The following is a 16,569-nucleotide window of genomic DNA, read 5'->3' on the forward strand; positions in this document are numbered from 1 at the left end:
CCGTTCGGACGGCCCGGGTGGCCGGGTGGCCCGGGACCGGCTGCCCTGGATCCATGCCAGGAACCGCACCCCGCCTCGCAGCCCTCCTCTGGGCCCTGCTGATCGCGCTCACCCCGGCCGCGGCGGCCTGGGCCGGCCCCGTGGGCACGGCGGACGGCCCGGGCGACGTGGCACTGGCCATCGGGGTCACCACCGCCGCGGCCGTGGCCACCGGGCTGTGGCTGCGGTCCCGCTACCGCCGTGACGACGCGGAGGATTCCGACGCGGGCCGCGGGGACGGGGGCGCCGGGGACGGCGACCGGTGAGTCCCCGGCCCCGCCCCCGCCCGGCCGCGGTGCGGCTGTGCTTCGGGGCGGCGGTGCTGTGCCTGGCGGCAGCGGTCCTGCTCGCGCTGTGGAACTCGTACACGGGCTGACCGCGCCCGCTCCCGCCACTCCCGCCGCTGCCCCCGCTACGCGGCGAGGTCGCTCTCGGCCGGCCGCTGCGCGAGCTCCACCGGCCGGGCAACGACCCGTTCCCCGGCCCTGACGAGCCGCCCCGCCCGCGGCGCGCGCGCGAGCGCCCGTACCAGCGGGGTCAGCGCGGCCATGGCGAGGGGCGCGAGGAGCAGCACGACGGCGGTGCCGAGCGCGAACCCGCCGATGACGTCGGTCGGGTAGTGCACGCCGAGGTAGACCCGGCACAGCCCCTCGGCGAGCGCGAGCCCGATCCCGACGAGCCCGAGCCGACGGTTCGCCAGGAACACCCCGACGCCGAGGGCCATCATCAGGGTGGCGTGGTCACTGACGAAGGAGTACCCGGCTCCCGGCCCGCCGGCCATCCCGCCGAGCACTTCGAGCCCCTCGTGCTGGACGAAGGGCCGCGGGCGCGCCACGAACCCGCGCAGCGGAACGTTCACGAGCAGGGCGATGGCGGCGGCGAGCGGTGCCCAGACGAGCGCGGCGAAGGAATCGGCGGCCGTCGTCTCGTCCTGCCGCCGGGCTCCGCGCCAACACCACAGCACCAGCAGGACCATGGCCAGCGGCAGCCCGTACCCGCCGGCGAGCGCGACGCCCCGGTCGAACCAGCCCGGGGCGTGCCGGGCCAGGTCGTTGATCTCGTACAGCAGGCTGACATCCACATTCGGCCCACCTGTTGTGAGTCCAGCCATGCGACGCGGCCCCTTGCTTGCCTAGGTCCCCTGTGGGCGCACGCCGGTGTGCGCCCCTCCAAACCCCCCGCCGATCAAGTCTCGTGTTCATGGAACGCCCGTTCTGGCAGGTACGTTCCACTCTCCATCGAATGATCACTCCAACGTTATCCAAGAGTGATTCGCCGTCGCAGCTCAAGGCCTGCGGTTCACGGAGTGTCGCTAGGCCGCCGGAGTGGCGGCCGCCCGCTCCGGAAGGGCCGCGGCCCCGTCCTTGGTCACCCGCGTGGCACCGAAGTAGTCGGGAGTGTCGATCTTGTCGAAGCGGATGACCGCCCCCGTGTACGGGGCGTTGATCATGTACCCGCCGCCCACGTACATGCCGACGTGCCGGATCTCCCGGGAGTTCGTCAGATCGTCGGAGAAGAACACGAGATCACCGGGCAGCAGTTCCGCCCGCGAGGGGTGCGAACCGGCGTTGTACTGGTCGTTGGCCACACGCGGCAGCTCGATCCCCACGGTCTCGTACGCCGCCTTGGTCAGCCCGGAACAGTCGAACCGCCCGTTCTGATCGGGCGTCCCGTTGCCACCCCACAGATAGGGCGTCCCGAGCTGCTTCTGCGCGAAGTAGATGGCCCCGGCGGCCTGCTGCGAGGGCGCCACCCGGCCGACGGGCCGGGCGAAGCTCTTCTCCAGGGAACGGATGGCCTTCACGTAGCCCTGGGTCTCGGTGAGCGGTGGCACGCCCCCGGCCTTGATGACCCGGTAGGGACCGGCGTTGTAGGCGGCGAGCATATTGTCCGACGCATCTCCTGCCACTCCCGCGACATCCTTGGCCAGTTGGCAGTCGTACGAGGCGGCCGAAGGGATCGCATCCTTGGGATCCCAGATGTCGCGGTCCCCGTCACCGTCGCCGTCGATTCCGTACGTGGCCCAGGTCTCCGGGATGAACTGGGCGATACCGCGCGCGTCCGCGTGGCTGACCACATCGGGCTTCCAGTTGCTCTCGGTGTACAACTGGGCCGCCAGCATGGCCGGATTGAGTGCGGGGCACAGGTTTCCCCACTTCTCCACCAATGGCTGGTAGATCGCCGGAACCGCCCCTTTGACCAGCGCCACGGCGCCCTGCCTGCCGCCCTTCGTGAGACCCGCCGCCGCCGAGTACGTGCCGACGACCAGCAGCGCGACGAAGGCCAGGCACACGCCGATCCCGATCCCGCTTGCCACCCAGAATTTGCGCACTCGTCAACACTGCCGCATAACAGGTCGCCTGACAGTGCATTCATCAGTCTGTCTTGACGTTATTTCACCGGAAAGCCGGTGCAGTAGAGGCTGCTGTATTCCCTGAGACCCCGGACGCGATAGAACAGCACGGTCCAGCCGCCCGGATCGTTGGCCACCGGGATGGCCGGGAAGCGCCTCGTGTTCCCGTCGTTGTCCACGAGCTGCGTGGCGAAGTCGTCCGGGTAGGTCAGGTAGACGCCGCCGTCGGAGGTCTTCTGGGTGAGGTCGATCGGCTTGCTGGTGTAGCCGATGCTGTGGTTGTAGTCACGGACGTTCTCGAACGGCCGCTGGGTCGTCGCGTCGATCTCGTGGGGCGGCTTGACGCCGACGGAGACGAGGTAGGGCCCCTTCTCCTGATGATATGGCTTCAGCATCACATGGATCTTGACCTTGCCCGCGACCGTCTTCGCGTTGGGGTCGGCGGCGTCCACCACGGAGCCCACCAGGTACTGCGCCCGCTCCTCCGGCGGCAGGTTGCAGCTCCCCTCACCGGGCGCCGTGCCGGTCCACAGGTCCCGGGAGACCGTCGCGGGCTCGATGTGATCCGGCACGGACCCGGAGCCTCCGGTCGAGGCGGACGAGGCCGGTCCCGGTGCCGGGCTCGACGCCTGCGGCCCCGAGGGCGAGGAGGCCGTACCGCTGGGCGCGCCCTGGCCCGCCGGCGTGGCCCGACCGGACGGCGGTCCGCCCGCCCGGGCACCGTGGCCGTCCTCCCTGTCCTGGAGCAGCAGGTACCCGCCCGTCCCGAGCCCGCCCACCAGCAGTCCCGCCACCACCGCCACCGCCCAGCGGGGCACGGCCCGCGTCCGCTCCGTGGCGGGCGGGGGTGCGGGCACGTACGTCGGCACGTAGCCCGAAGCGCCCGCGGGCAACCCCGGCCCGATGGTGGACGGCAGCATCCCCGGGACCTGGCCCGTACCGCCCGCGGTCGCCGTGAGCGAGGCGTAGACCGGGTCGTCGACCAGCGCCGAGTCCACCGCGCAGCGGCGGATGATCTCGGCGAGGGCGGGCCGTGCGCCCGGCTCCGCCACCACGCAGGCCTGGATCAGCTCGGCCAGCTCGGGCTCCACGCCCGCGACGTCGATCTCCCCGTGCACGGCGCGGAAGTTGACCGTCGTCGGATCCCCGGTGCCGTACGGGGCCCGCCCCGTGGCCGCGTAGGCGATCGTGGCACCGAGGGCGAAGATGTCGGCGGCGTCCGCGGCCTCACCCCGCAGCAGCACCTCGGGGGCCGTGTACCCGGGGGTACCGGGAGCGGAGCCGGCCTGCGTCAGAGCCGTCTCCGCCACGCCCTTGGCGATGCCGAAGTCGATGAGCTGGGGCCCCTGTGCGCCCAGGATGACGTTCTGCGGCTTGAGGTCCCGGTGCGTGACCCCGTACCTGTGCACGCTCGCCAGCCCCTCCGCCAGCGCGGCGAACAACCTGCGGCAGGCGGCGGCGGGCAGAGCCCCGAACTCGCGCACCGCGTGGCTGAGCGTGGGCCCGGCCACGTACTCGGTGGCGAGCCAGTACGGCGGCGCCGCCAGTGACGCGTCGATCAGGTTCGCCGTGTAGGCGGAGCGCACCGCGCGGACCGTCTCCGCCTCCCGGCGGAAACGCGCCAGAGCCTCCGGGTGCCCGGTGATCTCCTCTTTGATCACCTTGATGGCCACCAGCCGACCGCCGGGCGACCGCCCGAGGTACACCTGCCCCATGCCCCCGGCCCCCAGCCGGGCCAGCAGCGTCTGCGCCCCTATATGGGCCGGGTCGTTGTCTCTCAGTGCCTCCACCCGCACGAGAGTGCCATACGGACTCTCCTGGCCCACAAGGGGATTGGCCTCAGCGCTCCGCCACGAACAGGCTCTGCGCCCCCCGCCCGATCGGCCCCTTCTCGTCGTGCAGCCGGGCGTCGGCCAGGCCGATGCCCGCCGCGTCCACGCTCGTCCGGGACTCCACGCAGACCCACTCCCCGACCGGGTGCCGGTGCACGTGCACGGTGAGGTCGCCGTTGACGAACACGAACCGGCCGAAGTCCATGACCGCGCTGATGCCGTTGCCCGAATMGGCGGCCACCAGCACCCGGTCCAGCGGCCTGACCGCCTCCCCCGCCACCAGCGGTACCCGCATCCGCATCCAGCAGGTCCCCGGCCCCGGCTCGGTGAAGGCCCCGTCGGTGAACCGGGCCTCCACCGAGGAGTGGTAGCCCTTCTCCCACGGCACGGGGAAGAACGGCGACGCCACCGCCTCCCCCGGAGTCGGCACCACCGCCCCCGGGACCACCGCGGGCACCGGCTCCCCGGCCACCCTGATCCGCAGCGCCCGCGCCAGCATCACCGGCCCGGAACCGCCCTCGGGCGTCAGGGCCGCCTCGACCAGCTCGGTGTTCCGGCCGGCCCGCAGCACGCTCGTGGTGATCTCCAGCCCGCCGATCGGCACCGGCCGCAGGATCTCGTACGTGACGCGCGCGATCCGCATGTCCTCCCGCGCGCCCGCCCGCTCGTCGATCTCCCGCGCCAGCAGCGCGGCCGGCGGCCCGGCGTGCTGCGAGCCCGCGTCCCACGGCCCGCGCGTGGCCTCGCCCGCCACGAACCGCCCCGCACCGATCCGCTCGTAGAACCCGGCCTCAGCGTCCATGCCGCCGCACGCTACCCACAGGTAACCCCGGGCGCCAGCCCCGCGCCGCAGGCCGCCGCACCCCGCGCCCGCTCAGCGCGCGAAGCCCAGCCCCACACCCAGCCCCACCAGCACCGACCCGATCGCCCGGTTCAGCGCCTTCTGCGCCTTCAGCATCCGGTCGCGCAGCCGCGAGTCCGAGAAGAACAGCGCCACCGCCCCGAACCACACCAGGTGCGCGGCCGACATGAACAGCCCGTATCCCACCTGCTGCCACGCCGACGTCCCCGGATCGACGACCTGCGTGAAGGTCGACACCACGAACAGCGTCGTCTTCGGATTCAGCACGTTCGTCAGGAACCCGGACCGCAGCGCACCCAGCGGGCTCAGCCCCGGCTTCGACTCCAGGTCCACGGTCAGCCCGTCCGGCGCCCGGAAGGTACGGATCCCGATCCACACCAGGTACGCGGCACCCGCCAGCTTGATCGCCGTGAACAGGGCGGTCGACGAGGCGATCAGCAGACCGACGCCCAGCATCGTGTACGAGACGTGCACCAGCACGCCCGCCGCGACCCCGGCCGCCGCGAACAGCCCGGTGGGCCGGCCGTACAGGTAGCTGTTCCGGACCACCATCGCGAAGTCCGCGCCCGGACTGATCACCGCGAGCAGGGTGATGACTGCAACTGCGATCACTTCTGTCATGTACAGATGCTCACCGCCCCCGCCCCGCGGATCAAGGCACTCCGGCCGCGAACCCGTCGGCCCGCCCCTCCGGCGACAATGGAGGGGTGTCCACCACCGCCCGCCCCGCGCGCCCCCCGCTCCCCGTCCTGCAGGCCGACTGCGGCAACTGCTTCGCGCTGTGCTGCGTCGCCCTGCCCTTCGCCAAGTCCAACGACTTCGCCGTGAACAAGTCCGCCGGGACCCCCTGCAAGAACCTCCGGCAGGACTTCCGCTGCGGCATCCACACCCGGCTGCGCGACCAGGGCTTCCAGGGATGCACCGTCTTCGACTGCTTCGGGGCCGGACAGCAGATCTCCCAGGTCACCTTCGGCGGCCGCGACTGGCGCGCACACCCCGAGACCCGGGCCGAGATGTTCGAGGCCTTCCCCGTCATGCGCCAGCTGCACGAGCTGCTCTTCTACGTCGCCGAAGCGCTCGCCCTCCCCGCCGCGGCCCCCCTCCACCCGGACCTGCGCACGGCCCTGGCCCGGACCGAGGCCCTCACCCGGGCCGACGCCAAGGAGCTGACCGGCCTCGACGTGGGCACCCTGCGCCAGGACATCAACCCCCTCCTCCTCAAGGCGAGCGAGCTGGTGCGCGCCAAGGCCCCGGGCCGCCGCGCGAACCACCGCGGCGCCGACCTGATGGGCGCCCGCCTCGCGGGAGCCGACCTGCGCGGCGCCAACCTGCGCGGCGCCTACCTGATCGCCGCCGACCTCGGCCGCGCCGACCTGCGCACCGCCGACCTGATCGGCGCCGACTTCCGCGACACGAACCTCCGCGGAGCCGACCTGCGCGACGCCCTCTTCCTGACCCAGGCCCAGCTGAACGCCGCCCGGGGCGACGCCGCCACCCGCATCCCCCCGTCCCTCACCCGCCCGTCCCACTGGCAGTAGGCCGCGCGACCCGGCACGCGCGCCCGCCGCCGCGCCTGACGCCCGCCTCCGGCGCCCGGCGCCCGCCGTGCGCGCGTGCGCCCCTCGCGCTCCCACCCGCCCTTGTCCCCGTACGGTGAGCGACCCAACCGGAATATGACACTCCGCTACGAGGTCACCCCGCCCAGCGGCGCCGCGCCCGGCCCCGACTCCGGTCACGGCGCCGCACCCCGGGACGGCCGGCGTCAGTAGGGCCGGACCACGGCCGTCCAGCCCAGCGTGCAGACCAACGCCGTCGTGCACGAGTTCTCGTAGATGTCCCCGCCCGTGGTGAGCACCTTCACGTACACCCGCGGACCGCCCACCCGCACCGACACCCCGCACGCGTCGCGCGGGAAGCCCGGCGTCCTGGCCCGCGTCAGGTCCTGCCAGCGGTAGGGGGCCGTCGGCGTGGCCCTCGCCCCGACGTACGCCCTCCCCCGGCTCAGCACGGCACTGAACTCCGAGGTCCCCGGCCCCGAGGCGGTGTCGACGTCCGCGCACGGCCCGTGCGGCCCGGCCGGACCCCGGTCACCCTTCGGCCCCTTGGGCCCGCGCGGCCCGGTGCACCCCCCGCCCTTGAAGGCCCGGCCGTCGTCCTTCCCGCACCCGTACCCGTACCCGTACCCGTACTCCGGCCCGGCCTCCGCGGCCGCCGCCTGCACCGGCACGGCCACCAGCCCGCACATCAACGCCACGGCCATCCCGGCGGCCAGCCGGGCCCTGCGGCCCGGCTCCATCGCGGAACCCATCAGGCCCCTCCTCACATCGTCACGCCATCACGGCCAACGACCGCGAGCCTCCCCCCAACCCGCCGCAAAGATGGAAAGACTGACGGAATGTCGGACAAATATCAGCGGGACGGCCCAGCGACACGCGCCCCCCTGCGCCGAACGGCCGCCCCTCACCCGGCCCCGCGCACGCCGGGCCGACAATCATTGCCCGGGGTCACCCACCGTGATACACAGAGTGACCAGGTCAGGGCGCGCGGGAGGGGCGCACGCCGGGAGATCGGGTAAAGAGAGCCGCCAAGTCGACGACGGCGGCGGTTTCATCAGCGAAGATAGTGCGTGACCCCTGCCGTCGGGCACGGGCTACCGGAACTACCCATACAGGGGCGGTGAGTTACATGATCCTGGCAGCCGAAAAGGGCGATATCACCACCATCATCGGCGGAATCGCCCCGAACTGGGGGCCGTTCGGCAGTCTCGGCAACGAAGCGAAGGTCATGATCGAGGTGATCATGGCCGTAGCGATCCTCCTCTGTCTCGGCATCGCCATCTGGGGCGCAGCCAAGCAGCGCATCGGCGCGACCGCACTGCGCGACACCTTCAGCGCGGAACAGGGCAAGGGCCTGATCGTGGCCGGCCTCACGGGAGTCTTCATCATCGGCTCCCTCGGCACCCTCTTCACGATCGTCTACGGAATGGCCGTCTAGCCGAACCGGCGCGGCCGGCCGCACCCTGATGACGAATCACCACACCGCGCCTGAGCGGGAACGAGCGCTACCGTCGTACGACGCGGAGGGGGCGGACACGCAATGAGCAACGACGACCATTACGGCGGCGGCGACGTCGGCGGCACGGGCCAGACCCGCACCCGCCTCCCCGACTCCCCCTCCGACCCCTACGGCACCCCCCGCCGCACACCCCGCGCCTCCCGCGGCCTGGTGACGGTGGTCGGCGTCGTGGTCCTGCTCATCGCCGCCATCGCGTTCGCGAACCAGTCCTCGGACTCCCCGGGCGGCGACACCTCCTCGGACAAACCCCCGACCACCACGCCCACGGCCCCGACGGGCACGGCCCCGGTCACCACCAAGACCGCGGGCATCCCGAAGGGCTTCGCCCACGACGAACAGGGCGCCCAGTCGGCGGCGGCGAACTACACCGCGGCGCTGGGCTCGGACGGCATGTTCAAGAAGGACACCCGGCACGCCCTCGTCGACGGGATCTACGCGCCGGACACCGCAGCCCGCATGAAGGGCCCTCAGGACGAGGCCTACTCGACTGCGTTCCTCGCCAAGCTCGGCCTCGACGCGAACGGGAACCCCCCACAGGGCAGCACCTTCGTCACCCGCGCCGTCCCGATCGGCACCCGTGTCGAGAGCTACACCCCGACCGGAGCCAAGATCGCCGTCTGGTACACCGGCCTGATCGGCATGGCCGGGGCCAAGTCCACCGACCCCGTGCGGACCCTCTGGAAGACCTGGACCTTCGAACTGAGCTGGATCGGCGAGGACTGGAAGGTCGTAGACGACACACAGCAGGACGGGCCCGCCCCGGTTCCCGGCGATGTCCCCGTGTCGACGTCCGACGACATGAGCAAGGCCATCAAGGAATTCGGAGGATTCACCTATGCGCGCTAACCTCCGGCTCCCCACACGGCTGGGCGTGATCGCCTCTGCCCACGTGGCCCTCGCGGCCCTGGCTTCCCGCGCCTATGCCGCACCCTCTCCGCCCGCCTCACCCTCACCATCGGCCACGCCCGGGTCAACACCGACCCCGCAGGCGAGCAACGACCCCTGCGCCCTGCTCGACGGCCCGTCGAAGCAGTACTGCCAGAACGGCACGGGCACGTCCGGGGGAAACCCGGGGACCGGTCTGGCCCCCAGCGACGGAGCGGACTCGCTCAACCCCCTGGCCTCCCTGGCCAAGGGCTGCGCCGACGCCGCCGCCTGGATCGTCAACAAGCTCAGCGGAGCCGTCAAGGGCACCGCCAACGTCGACTTCACCAACCCCGCCTTCCTCAAGCAGTACGCCGTCGTCTTCGCCGCCTCCACCATCCTCACCCTCGTCCTCTGGCTCCTCGCCGTGGCCAAGCGCGCCATCCGCGGCGTCCCCCTCACCACCGCCCTCTCCGAAGCCATCGGCTTCCTCTGGCTCACGGTCCTCGCCTCCGCCTTCACTCCCCTGATCCTCTACACCGTCGTCTCCGCCACCGACGGCGTCACCGAGGTCATCGCCTCCGCCACCGGCAGCCAGACCGACGTCTTCTTCGGCTCCTTCTCCGAAGCCCTCAAGAAGGGCAGCGACATCGGCGGCGGCCCGATCATGCTGGTCGTCGTCGCCCTCGTCACCGTCCTCGCCGCCGGAGTGCTCTGGCTGGAGCTCGTCATCCGCGCCGCCCTGCTCTACGTCGGCGCCCTCCTCGGCACCGTCGTCTACGCCGGGCTCGTCGACCGCAACATGTGGGGCCACGTCCGCCGCTGGGCCGGCATCATGATCGCCGTCATCCTCGTCAAGCCGGTCATCGTCATCGTCCTCGGCCTCGCCGGGGCCCTCGCCGGCGAGAAGGGCCCCGACGCCTTCTCCGCCGTCGTCTCCGGCCTCGCCATCATCCTCCTGGCGATCTTCGCCTCCGCGATGATCTACCGCTTCGTCCCCGGCTTCGGCGACGAGATCGCCTCCGCCCGCAGCAACCGCTCCAAGGCCACCGACGGCGCCCAGGCCGCCGCCGTCATCAGCTCCCCGGCCTCCCTCGTCTCCCAGGGCATCAAGACCCACAGCAGCCGCGGCGGCGGTGCCCACCGCGCCTCCGGCGGCTCCACCGGAGGCGACGCCAACCAGATCTCCGGAGGCATGGCCGCCCACAGCAGCCGAGGCTCCGGCAGCGGGTCCGGCGGCGGAACCGTCCCCTCCGCCGCGCCCGCGCCCCGCACTGGCTCCAGTACGAGGAACACAGGAGGTGACGGGCGTTGACGACCCAGTCCCACCAGATCCACCCGATCGCGCCCCGCCGCACGTATCTCATCGGCCGCGCCAGGCCGAACGCGATCGTCGGCAAGAACCGCGAAACCGGCGAGATCGCCCTGATCATCGTCGGCGCGTTCTTCGGCATGATGAGCGGCCTGCTCGTCCCCGACCTCACCCTGCGCATCGTGAGCCTCGCCGGCTTCCCCATGCTCGCCCTCGCAGCCGTGTACGTCCCCTACCGGGGCCGCACCTTCTACCGGTGGTTCGAGATCAGCCGCAGCTACAAGCGCACCCTGCGCCGCGGGACCACCTACCGCTCGGCCGCCATGGAATCCGGCACCCGCGCCGCCGACGGCCGCGAGGTCGAGGTCGGCCCGCCCCCCGGCATCGGCCGCATCAACTGGCTCGCCGCCCCCTTCGGCCCCGACGAGATCGCCGTACTCCTGCACGCCGACCGCCGCACCGTCACCGCCGCCATCGAGATCGAGGGCCCCGGCGTCGGACTGCGCGACAGCGAGGACCAGGAAGCCCTCGTCGACCGCTTCGGCACCCTCCTCAAGCACGTCGCCAACGGCGACGGCTTCGTCACCCGCCTCCAGATGCTCGCCCGCACCCTCCCCGCCGACCCCGACGCCCACGCCAAGGACGTCGCCCAACGCGGAGACACCCAGGCCCCCGGCTGGCTGCGCGACTCCTACGACCAGCTCCAGTCGATGGTCTCCACCTCCTCCGAACAGCACCGCGCCTACCTCGTCGCCTGCATGCACTTCACCCGCGACCTGGCCGCCGAAGCCGTCGCCATCGCCCGCGCCGGGACCCCCCACAAGGGCCGCAAGCTCGACCGCGACGCCGGCCTCGCCATCGTCATGGCCCGCGAACTCACCGACATCTGCGCCCGCCTCGCCGAGGCCGACATCCGCGTCCGCCAACCCCTCGGCCAGGGCCGCCTCTCCTCCCTCGTGCACTCCATGTACGACCCGGACCACGCCATCGACCACATCCAGGCCATGACCAAGCGCAACGCCTGGCCCGCCGAACTCGACGCCGTGGAACCGACCTACCTCCAGGCCAAGACCCGCGAGTCCTCCACCCGCGCCCCCTGGTGCCACGCCACCGCATGGGTCAAGGAATGGCCGATGACCCCGGTCGGCGTGAACTTCCTCGCCCCCCTCCTCGTCCACACCCCCGACGTGATCCGCACGGTCGCCGTCACCATGGACCTGGAACCCACCGAAGTCGCCATCGAGCGGATGCTCACCGAGAAGACCAACGACGAGGCCGACGCCAGCCGCGCCGCCAAGATGAACCGCACCGTCGACCCGCGCGACATCGCCGCCCACGGCCGGCTCGACCAGAGGGGTGAAGATCTGGCCAGCGGCGCTGCCGGAGTCAACATCGTCGGGTACATCACGGTGTCCTCGCGTTCACCGGAAGCCCTCGCCCGCGACAAGCGCACCATCCGCGCCTCCGCCGGGAAGTCCTACCTGAAGCTCGAATGGTGCGACCGCGAGCACCACCGCGCCTTCGTCAACACCTTGCCGTTCGCCACCGGCATCCGACGCTAGCTGGAGGGAACGGCCGCCCCATGCGAGATCCCATGTCCGCCCTGACGGACGCCTTCACCAGCTTCCTCTTCGGCAAGGTCGAAACCACCCGTCTGCCCGTCCGCACCTCCACCGGCCAGGCGCAGGCCGTCTACCTGCCCACCGCGGCCCCCGGCCTCGGCGACTCGGGCGTCATCATCGGCCGCGAGGTCTACAGCGGCAAGGGCTACATCTACGACCCCTTCCAGCTCTACGGCCAGCAACTCCCGGCCCCCCACTGGCTGGTCCTCGGCGAATCCGGCAACGGCAAGTCGGCGCTCGAAAAGACCTACGTCCTGCGCCAGCTCCGCTTCCGCGACCGCCAGGTCGTCGTCCTCGACGCCCAGGGCGAGGACGGCGTCGGCGAGTGGAACCTGATCGCCCAGCAGCTGGGGATAACCCCCATCCGCCTGGACCCCATCGCCGCCAACGACGACGGGATCCGCCTCAACCCCCTCGACCCGGCGATCACGACGACCGGCCAGCTCGCGCTGCTCCGGACCATCATCGAAGTCGCCATGGGCCACGGCCTCGACGAACGCTCCGGCTTCGCCCTCAAGGTCGCCCACGCCTACGTCGTGGACGCCATCCGGGACCGCCAGCCCGTCCTGACCGACATCGTGGAACAACTGCGCCACCCCGAAGCCGAATCCGCCCTCGCCATGAACGTCGACATAGACGACGTCCGGGCCTGGGGACTAGACGTCGCCCTCGTCCTCGACCGCCTCGTCGACGGCGACCTGCGCGGCATGTTCGACGGCCCGACCACCGTCGGCATCGACCTCGACGCGCCCCTGATCGTCTTCGACCTCTCCCACATCGACCGCAACTCCATCGCCATGCCCATCCTCATGGCGATCGTCGGCGTGTGGCTGGAACACACCTGGATCCGCCCGGACCGGAAAAAACGGATCTTCCTGGTCGAAGAGGCCTGGCACATCATCAACAGCCCCTTCGTGGCCCAGCTGTTCCAGCGCCTCCTCAAATTCGGCCGCCGCCTCGGCCTGTCCTTCGTCGCCGTCGTCCACCACCTCTCGGACGTCGTCGACGGCGCGGCCGCCCGCGAAGCCGCGGCCATCCTCAAGATGGCCTCGACCAGAACGATCTACGCCCAGAAAGCCGACGAGGCCCGCGCCACCGGCCGGGTCCTCGGCCTCCCCCGGTGGGCGGTGGAGATCATCCCCACCCTCACCCCCGGCATCGCCGTCTGGGACGTCAACGGCAACGTCCAGGTCGTCAAACACCTGATCACCGAAACCGAACGCCCCCTCGTCTACACCGACCGCGCGATGACCGAGTCCTCCACCCCCGACCTGCTTCCCGACGAGCTCCTGGCCGCCGAACTCGAAGCGGAGGAACGCGCCCTGTACATCGAGCGCCAGCGGGGCGCCGGCCCCGGCTCGGCCGCCACGGTGGCCTGACCATGCCCGACGCCAGACGTACGGAGCCCCCGGCGCGAGCCGGCGGCATCCCCGACGGAGTCCTGGTCGGCCTCCTGGCCTTCCTCCTCGGCCTCGCCGTCCTGGTCTGGTCGGCCACCGGCCTGGCCGCCCTCTTCTCGAAGGGCGCCTGGCCGGCCACGGTCACCTTCACCCGCACCCCGGGGGCCGTCCGCGCCCTGATAGCGCAACCCCACGACATCGCGGCGGCCTGGCCCGACACCGCCCCGGCGGCCCTGTCCGGGTGGGGCCTGTTCTGGGGCCTGTTCATCAGCCAGCTGCTCGTGATGCTGGTCCTCACGATCTTCACCATGGGCGTGGTGGCCCGTACCAGGGCCCGCCGCCACACCCCGTCCCCCACCACCGCGGCACCCCCGCAGCCCGACCTCAAGGCCCAGGCCCAGGCCCAGGCCCACGCCCAGGCGCAGGCTCCGACCCAGGCCCAGGCCCAGGCCCAGGCCCAGAGCCACGTGCCAGCGCCGGCCCCTGCGCCGATCCCGGCTCCGGATCCGATCCCGGCCCAGGACCCCGCACCCACCCCCGTGCCCACCCCCGTGCCCGAGGCCGCCGTCACGCCGACCGCGCCACGCCCCGCCCCCGTCGACGAGGCCTACCGCTACGGCTTCGGCTACGCCCCGAAGCCCCCGGCCCCGGCCGGCCACCACGCCACACCCACCACACCCACCACACCCGCCCGCCTCACCTACGCCACCCCCGCGGAACGCCACCGCCTCGCCGCCCAGGCCATCGCCTCCGCCGAAGGCGCCGTCCTCGTCGTCACCTCGTCCCCCGCCCTGTGGTCGGACACCAAGGACGCGCGGGCGAAACTCGGACCGGTCCTGCTCTACGACCCCTCGCACCTGTGCGACACCCCGGCCCGCATGCACTGGAACCCCGCCGAGGGCTGCGCCGACCGCGACACCGCCGCCGCACGCGCGGTCGCCCTGCTGGCCCCCGTACGCCCCCAGGCCCGCCTGGACGCGGCCGTCGCCGACACCGCCGAGACCCTCCTGCGCAGCTGGCTCCAGGCCGCCGCCCTCGACGACCGCCCCTTCAAGCAGCTGCACCGCTGGGCCCAGGGCAACTCCGCCCAGGACCCAGTCCGCATCCTGCGCACCCACCTCCAGGCCGCACCCGGCGCGGCCGGCGAGCTCGAAAGCGCCCTCACCGGGCACCCCGAACGCCGCGAACAGGCCCAGTACCTCACCGCCCGGTCCCTGTCCTGCCTGACCTCGATCCACATCCGCGAGGCCTGCACCCCGAACCGCACGGACGCCCTCACCCTGGCATCGTTCCTCGCCGAAGGGGGCAGCCTGTACGTGGTGGGCGAACCCCTCGAAGACCCCCGGACCCACCCGGGTGCGATGCCGCTGCTGACCGCACTCGCCTCCAGCGTGGTCGAGCACGGCCGGCGCGTGGCCGTACGGTCATCCGCCGGTCGGCTCGACCCACCACTGACCCTGGTCCTGGAGGACGTCGCGGCCGTGGCGCCCGTACCCCAGCTCCCGGAACTGCTGACGGACGAGACGCTCCCGCTCCTCGCCCTGTGCCGCAGCCGCGAACAGGCACGGGCCCACTGGCCCCAGGCCGACCTCCCCTGAACGACGCCGCTACGCCGGCCGCGCGACCCCGTACTCCAGTTCCCGCGCCCCGGAGTCCCCGGGCACGGGCACGGTCCGCCCGCTCGCCTCGAAGCCGTAGCGCCGGTAGAACGCCCCGGCCCGCGCGTTCTCCTCGTGCACGAAGAGCCGTACGCGGGCCAGCTCGGGCCCCTCCAACGACCAGGCCCACTCCAGCGCGGCCGTGAACAGGGCCTCGGTCAGCCCGGTCCCGCGCTGCTCCTCCCGTACGAAGACCCCCACCAGATGCCCCTGCGAGGCCTCGACGGGGTTCCCGAAGAAGTCGGCCGTCCCGCCCTCCTCGACCAGCACGGTGACGGAGCCGTCCCATCGCCCGTCCGCCGCCTCGGCCACGAACTGCCGGGCGGCCCGCCCGCTCGCCGCCCCCGCGACCCTCCCCTGCCAGAACTCGTCGGGCCGGGCCTGCGCCTCCTCCAGCGTGTCCAGGAAGGCCACCGGAGCCGCCGGATCCCGCAATGCGGCGATCCGCAGCGCCTTGACCTTCTCCCACTCATCGGCCTGCACCGTACGTATCACATGCTGCTTCATGGCCGGATCCTAACCACCCGCCCCCGCCACGCTGTTGCAGACTGCCCCCATGCACCGACCGCACCCACCACACCCCGAACCCCACACCCGCGCGATCGAGCACGTCACCGCGCTCGCCTCGGGCCCCACCCTGGACCCGACGCTCCCGATCACCCTGAACTTCCACCCGGACCGCGTCCTGAACGGCCGTCCGGTGCTCACGGCCCTGGCCGAAGACGGCGTGTACCGCTCCCAGTTCGTGACGGGCACCAGCAACGGCGGACTCACGGCCCATCCCGGCGGAGCGCGCTGGCAGTGGGAGAGCCGGATGTTCGGCGGCGCCTACGACACCGCGCCGGCCGAGGCCCGCCCGGTGTACGGCGCCCTCAACTTCCGCCACTCCGCGGCCGGCGCCGCCCCGCGCTTCGGCTCGGCCCACTTCCGCCTCGCCCCGGAAACCCTGTCCCGGACCACCTTCTGCTACCCGGACAGCTATCTGGAGCCGGGGTCCTTCGGGGTCGCCGGCCGCATGTCCCTGATCGCCCTGGCCGAAGCGGACGACCAGGACGCCCTGGACGATTACATCGAAGCCCAGGTGCACACCCCGGTCCGGCTCGACCGCGACGTCTCCGCCCTCGTACTGGACCCCAGCTACCGCGACACCGAGGTCGAGGCGGCAGCGGCGGCCCTCCCCTGCCCCACGGAATGGCATCCGGGCTTCCGCCTCACCGTGACGGAACTGCGGCGGCACCCCGCCTACCGCGGCCAGGAATTCGTCGACCTCGGCGGATCCATCGCGGTGGCCGGCGTCCTGACCCCCCGCATCCTCGGCGAGGCGGCCCGTACCGGCGACCACGACGAGCAGGCCTTGAAGCGCGTCTGGCACTACCTGGCCCGCTTCGGCCTCTGCCGGAATTGAATCGGCCCGTAAACGCAGAAAAGCCCCGCACCATAAGGTGCGGGGCTTTCCCACAATGATTGTTCGGCGGCGTCCTACTCTCCCACAGGGTCCCCCCTGCAGTACCATCGGCGCTGAAAGGCTTAGCTTCCGGGTTCGGAATGTAAA

Annotated in this window: 16 protein-coding genes and 1 rRNA gene; 9 read left to right on the forward strand and 8 right to left on the reverse strand. The window is 72.1% G+C overall.

Features of this window, described 5'->3' with window-relative positions:
* Positions 1-53: 53 nt before the first annotated feature.
* The gene (locus AB4039_RS25985) at positions 54-305 is read left to right on the forward strand and encodes a hypothetical protein (RefSeq protein ID WP_442271944.1); all 252 of its coding nucleotides are present in this window, start codon (positions 54-56) and stop codon (positions 303-305) included.
* 146 nt (positions 306-451) lie between these two features.
* Here AB4039_RS25985 and AB4039_RS25990 read toward each other — a convergent pair whose 3' ends face one another.
* From AB4039_RS25990 to AB4039_RS26010, 5 genes are all read right to left on the reverse strand, one after another.
* A complete protein-coding gene (locus AB4039_RS25990) occupies positions 452-1,150 on the reverse strand; it encodes a phosphatase PAP2 family protein (RefSeq protein WP_442271945.1) in 699 nt (232 codons plus the stop codon).
* 201 nt (positions 1,151-1,351) lie between these two features.
* The gene (locus AB4039_RS25995) at positions 1,352-2,356 is read right to left on the reverse strand and encodes a C40 family peptidase (protein ID WP_442271946.1); all 1,005 of its coding nucleotides are present in this window, start codon (positions 2,354-2,356) and stop codon (positions 1,352-1,354) included.
* Between the two features lie 74 nt (positions 2,357-2,430).
* Entirely contained in the window at positions 2,431-4,182 is a 1,752-nt protein-coding gene (locus tag AB4039_RS26000; protein WP_442271947.1) for a protein kinase domain-containing protein, read from the reverse strand.
* 49 nt (positions 4,183-4,231) lie between these two features.
* A complete protein-coding gene (locus AB4039_RS26005) occupies positions 4,232-5,026 on the reverse strand; it encodes a thioesterase family protein (RefSeq protein ID WP_442271948.1) in 795 nt (264 codons plus the stop codon).
* A gap of 72 nt (positions 5,027-5,098) precedes the next feature.
* Positions 5,099-5,707 carry a LysE family translocator gene (locus AB4039_RS26010; RefSeq protein WP_266840593.1) on the reverse strand — a complete coding sequence of 203 codons (609 nt, stop codon included), beginning with the start codon at positions 5,705-5,707 and terminating at the stop codon, positions 5,099-5,101.
* A gap of 86 nt (positions 5,708-5,793) precedes the next feature.
* Here AB4039_RS26010 and AB4039_RS26015 point away from each other — a divergent pair, with 86 nt between their 5' ends.
* Entirely contained in the window at positions 5,794-6,624 is an 831-nt protein-coding gene (locus AB4039_RS26015; protein WP_266840592.1) for a pentapeptide repeat-containing protein, read from the forward strand.
* Positions 6,625-6,848: 224 nt separating this feature from the next.
* Here the strand turns inward: AB4039_RS26015 and AB4039_RS26020 are convergent, their stop codons facing one another.
* Positions 6,849-7,394 carry a hypothetical protein gene (locus AB4039_RS26020; protein ID WP_442271949.1) on the reverse strand — a complete coding sequence of 182 codons (546 nt, stop codon included), beginning with the start codon at positions 7,392-7,394 and terminating at the stop codon, positions 6,849-6,851.
* A gap of 377 nt (positions 7,395-7,771) precedes the next feature.
* On the opposite strand from AB4039_RS26020, the gene AB4039_RS26025 reads away from it, so the two are divergent.
* From AB4039_RS26025 to AB4039_RS26050, 6 genes are all read left to right on the forward strand, one after another.
* Positions 7,772-8,080 carry a hypothetical protein gene (locus AB4039_RS26025; protein WP_042818271.1) on the forward strand — a complete coding sequence of 103 codons (309 nt, stop codon included), beginning with the start codon at positions 7,772-7,774 and terminating at the stop codon, positions 8,078-8,080.
* 102 nt (positions 8,081-8,182) lie between these two features.
* Positions 8,183-9,007 carry a hypothetical protein gene (locus tag AB4039_RS26030; RefSeq protein ID WP_442271950.1) on the forward strand — a complete coding sequence of 275 codons (825 nt, stop codon included), beginning with the start codon at positions 8,183-8,185 and terminating at the stop codon, positions 9,005-9,007.
* Positions 8,997-10,340: a hypothetical protein gene (locus AB4039_RS26035; protein WP_442271951.1), complete on the forward strand. Its 1,344-nt coding sequence runs from the start codon at positions 8,997-8,999 to the stop codon at positions 10,338-10,340. Before AB4039_RS26030 ends, AB4039_RS26035 begins: the two co-directional genes overlap by 11 nt.
* Entirely contained in the window at positions 10,337-11,899 is a 1,563-nt protein-coding gene (locus AB4039_RS26040; protein WP_266840586.1) for an SCO6880 family protein, read from the forward strand. The genes AB4039_RS26035 and AB4039_RS26040 overlap by 4 nt, the downstream gene beginning before the upstream one ends.
* A 20-nt stretch (positions 11,900-11,919) precedes the next feature.
* Entirely contained in the window at positions 11,920-13,338 is a 1,419-nt protein-coding gene (locus AB4039_RS26045; RefSeq protein ID WP_266840585.1) for an ATP-binding protein, read from the forward strand.
* Between the two features lie 2 nt (positions 13,339-13,340).
* Positions 13,341-14,957: a type VI secretion protein gene (locus AB4039_RS26050; protein WP_442271952.1), complete on the forward strand. Its 1,617-nt coding sequence runs from the start codon at positions 13,341-13,343 to the stop codon at positions 14,955-14,957.
* Positions 14,958-14,966: 9 nt separating this feature from the next.
* Here the strand turns inward: AB4039_RS26050 and AB4039_RS26055 are convergent, their stop codons facing one another.
* Positions 14,967-15,524, reverse strand: a complete 558-nt coding sequence (locus tag AB4039_RS26055) for a GNAT family N-acetyltransferase (protein WP_266840581.1) — start codon at positions 15,522-15,524, stop codon at positions 14,967-14,969.
* A gap of 49 nt (positions 15,525-15,573) precedes the next feature.
* Between AB4039_RS26055 and AB4039_RS26060 the strand changes: the two genes are divergently transcribed.
* A complete protein-coding gene (locus tag AB4039_RS26060) occupies positions 15,574-16,422 on the forward strand; it encodes a DUF3626 domain-containing protein (protein ID WP_442271953.1) in 849 nt (282 codons plus the stop codon).
* A gap of 61 nt (positions 16,423-16,483) precedes the next feature.
* On the opposite strand, the gene rrf is transcribed toward AB4039_RS26060, so the two are convergent.
* Positions 16,484-16,569: ribosomal RNA gene (gene rrf / locus AB4039_RS26065) — 5S ribosomal RNA — on the reverse strand; the annotation flags it as partial.

Source organism: Streptomyces sp. M-16, from assembly GCF_052114405.1.
Lineage (GTDB): Bacteria > Actinomycetota > Actinomycetes > Streptomycetales > Streptomycetaceae > Streptomyces.

Coding starts and splice junctions, on each gene's coding strand:
- AB4039_RS25985 (WP_442271944.1), top strand. CDS start 54: ATGCCAGGAACCGCACCCCGCCTCGCAGCCCTCCTCTGGGCCCTGCTG.
- AB4039_RS25990 (WP_442271945.1), bottom strand. CDS start 1,150: ATGGCTGGACTCACAACAGGTGGGCCGAATGTGGATGTCAGCCTGCTG.
- AB4039_RS26010 (WP_266840593.1), bottom strand. CDS start 5,707: ATGACAGAAGTGATCGCAGTTGCAGTCATCACCCTGCTCGCGGTGATC.
- AB4039_RS26020 (WP_442271949.1), bottom strand. CDS start 7,394: ATGGGTTCCGCGATGGAGCCGGGCCGCAGGGCCCGGCTGGCCGCCGGG.
- AB4039_RS26025 (WP_042818271.1), top strand. CDS start 7,772: ATGATCCTGGCAGCCGAAAAGGGCGATATCACCACCATCATCGGCGGA.
- AB4039_RS26030 (WP_442271950.1), top strand. CDS start 8,183: ATGAGCAACGACGACCATTACGGCGGCGGCGACGTCGGCGGCACGGGC.
- AB4039_RS26035 (WP_442271951.1), top strand. CDS start 8,997: ATGCGCGCTAACCTCCGGCTCCCCACACGGCTGGGCGTGATCGCCTCT.
- AB4039_RS26045 (WP_266840585.1), top strand. CDS start 11,920: ATGCGAGATCCCATGTCCGCCCTGACGGACGCCTTCACCAGCTTCCTC.
- AB4039_RS26050 (WP_442271952.1), top strand. CDS start 13,341: ATGCCCGACGCCAGACGTACGGAGCCCCCGGCGCGAGCCGGCGGCATC.
- AB4039_RS26055 (WP_266840581.1), bottom strand. CDS start 15,524: ATGAAGCAGCATGTGATACGTACGGTGCAGGCCGATGAGTGGGAGAAG.
- AB4039_RS26060 (WP_442271953.1), top strand. CDS start 15,574: ATGCACCGACCGCACCCACCACACCCCGAACCCCACACCCGCGCGATC.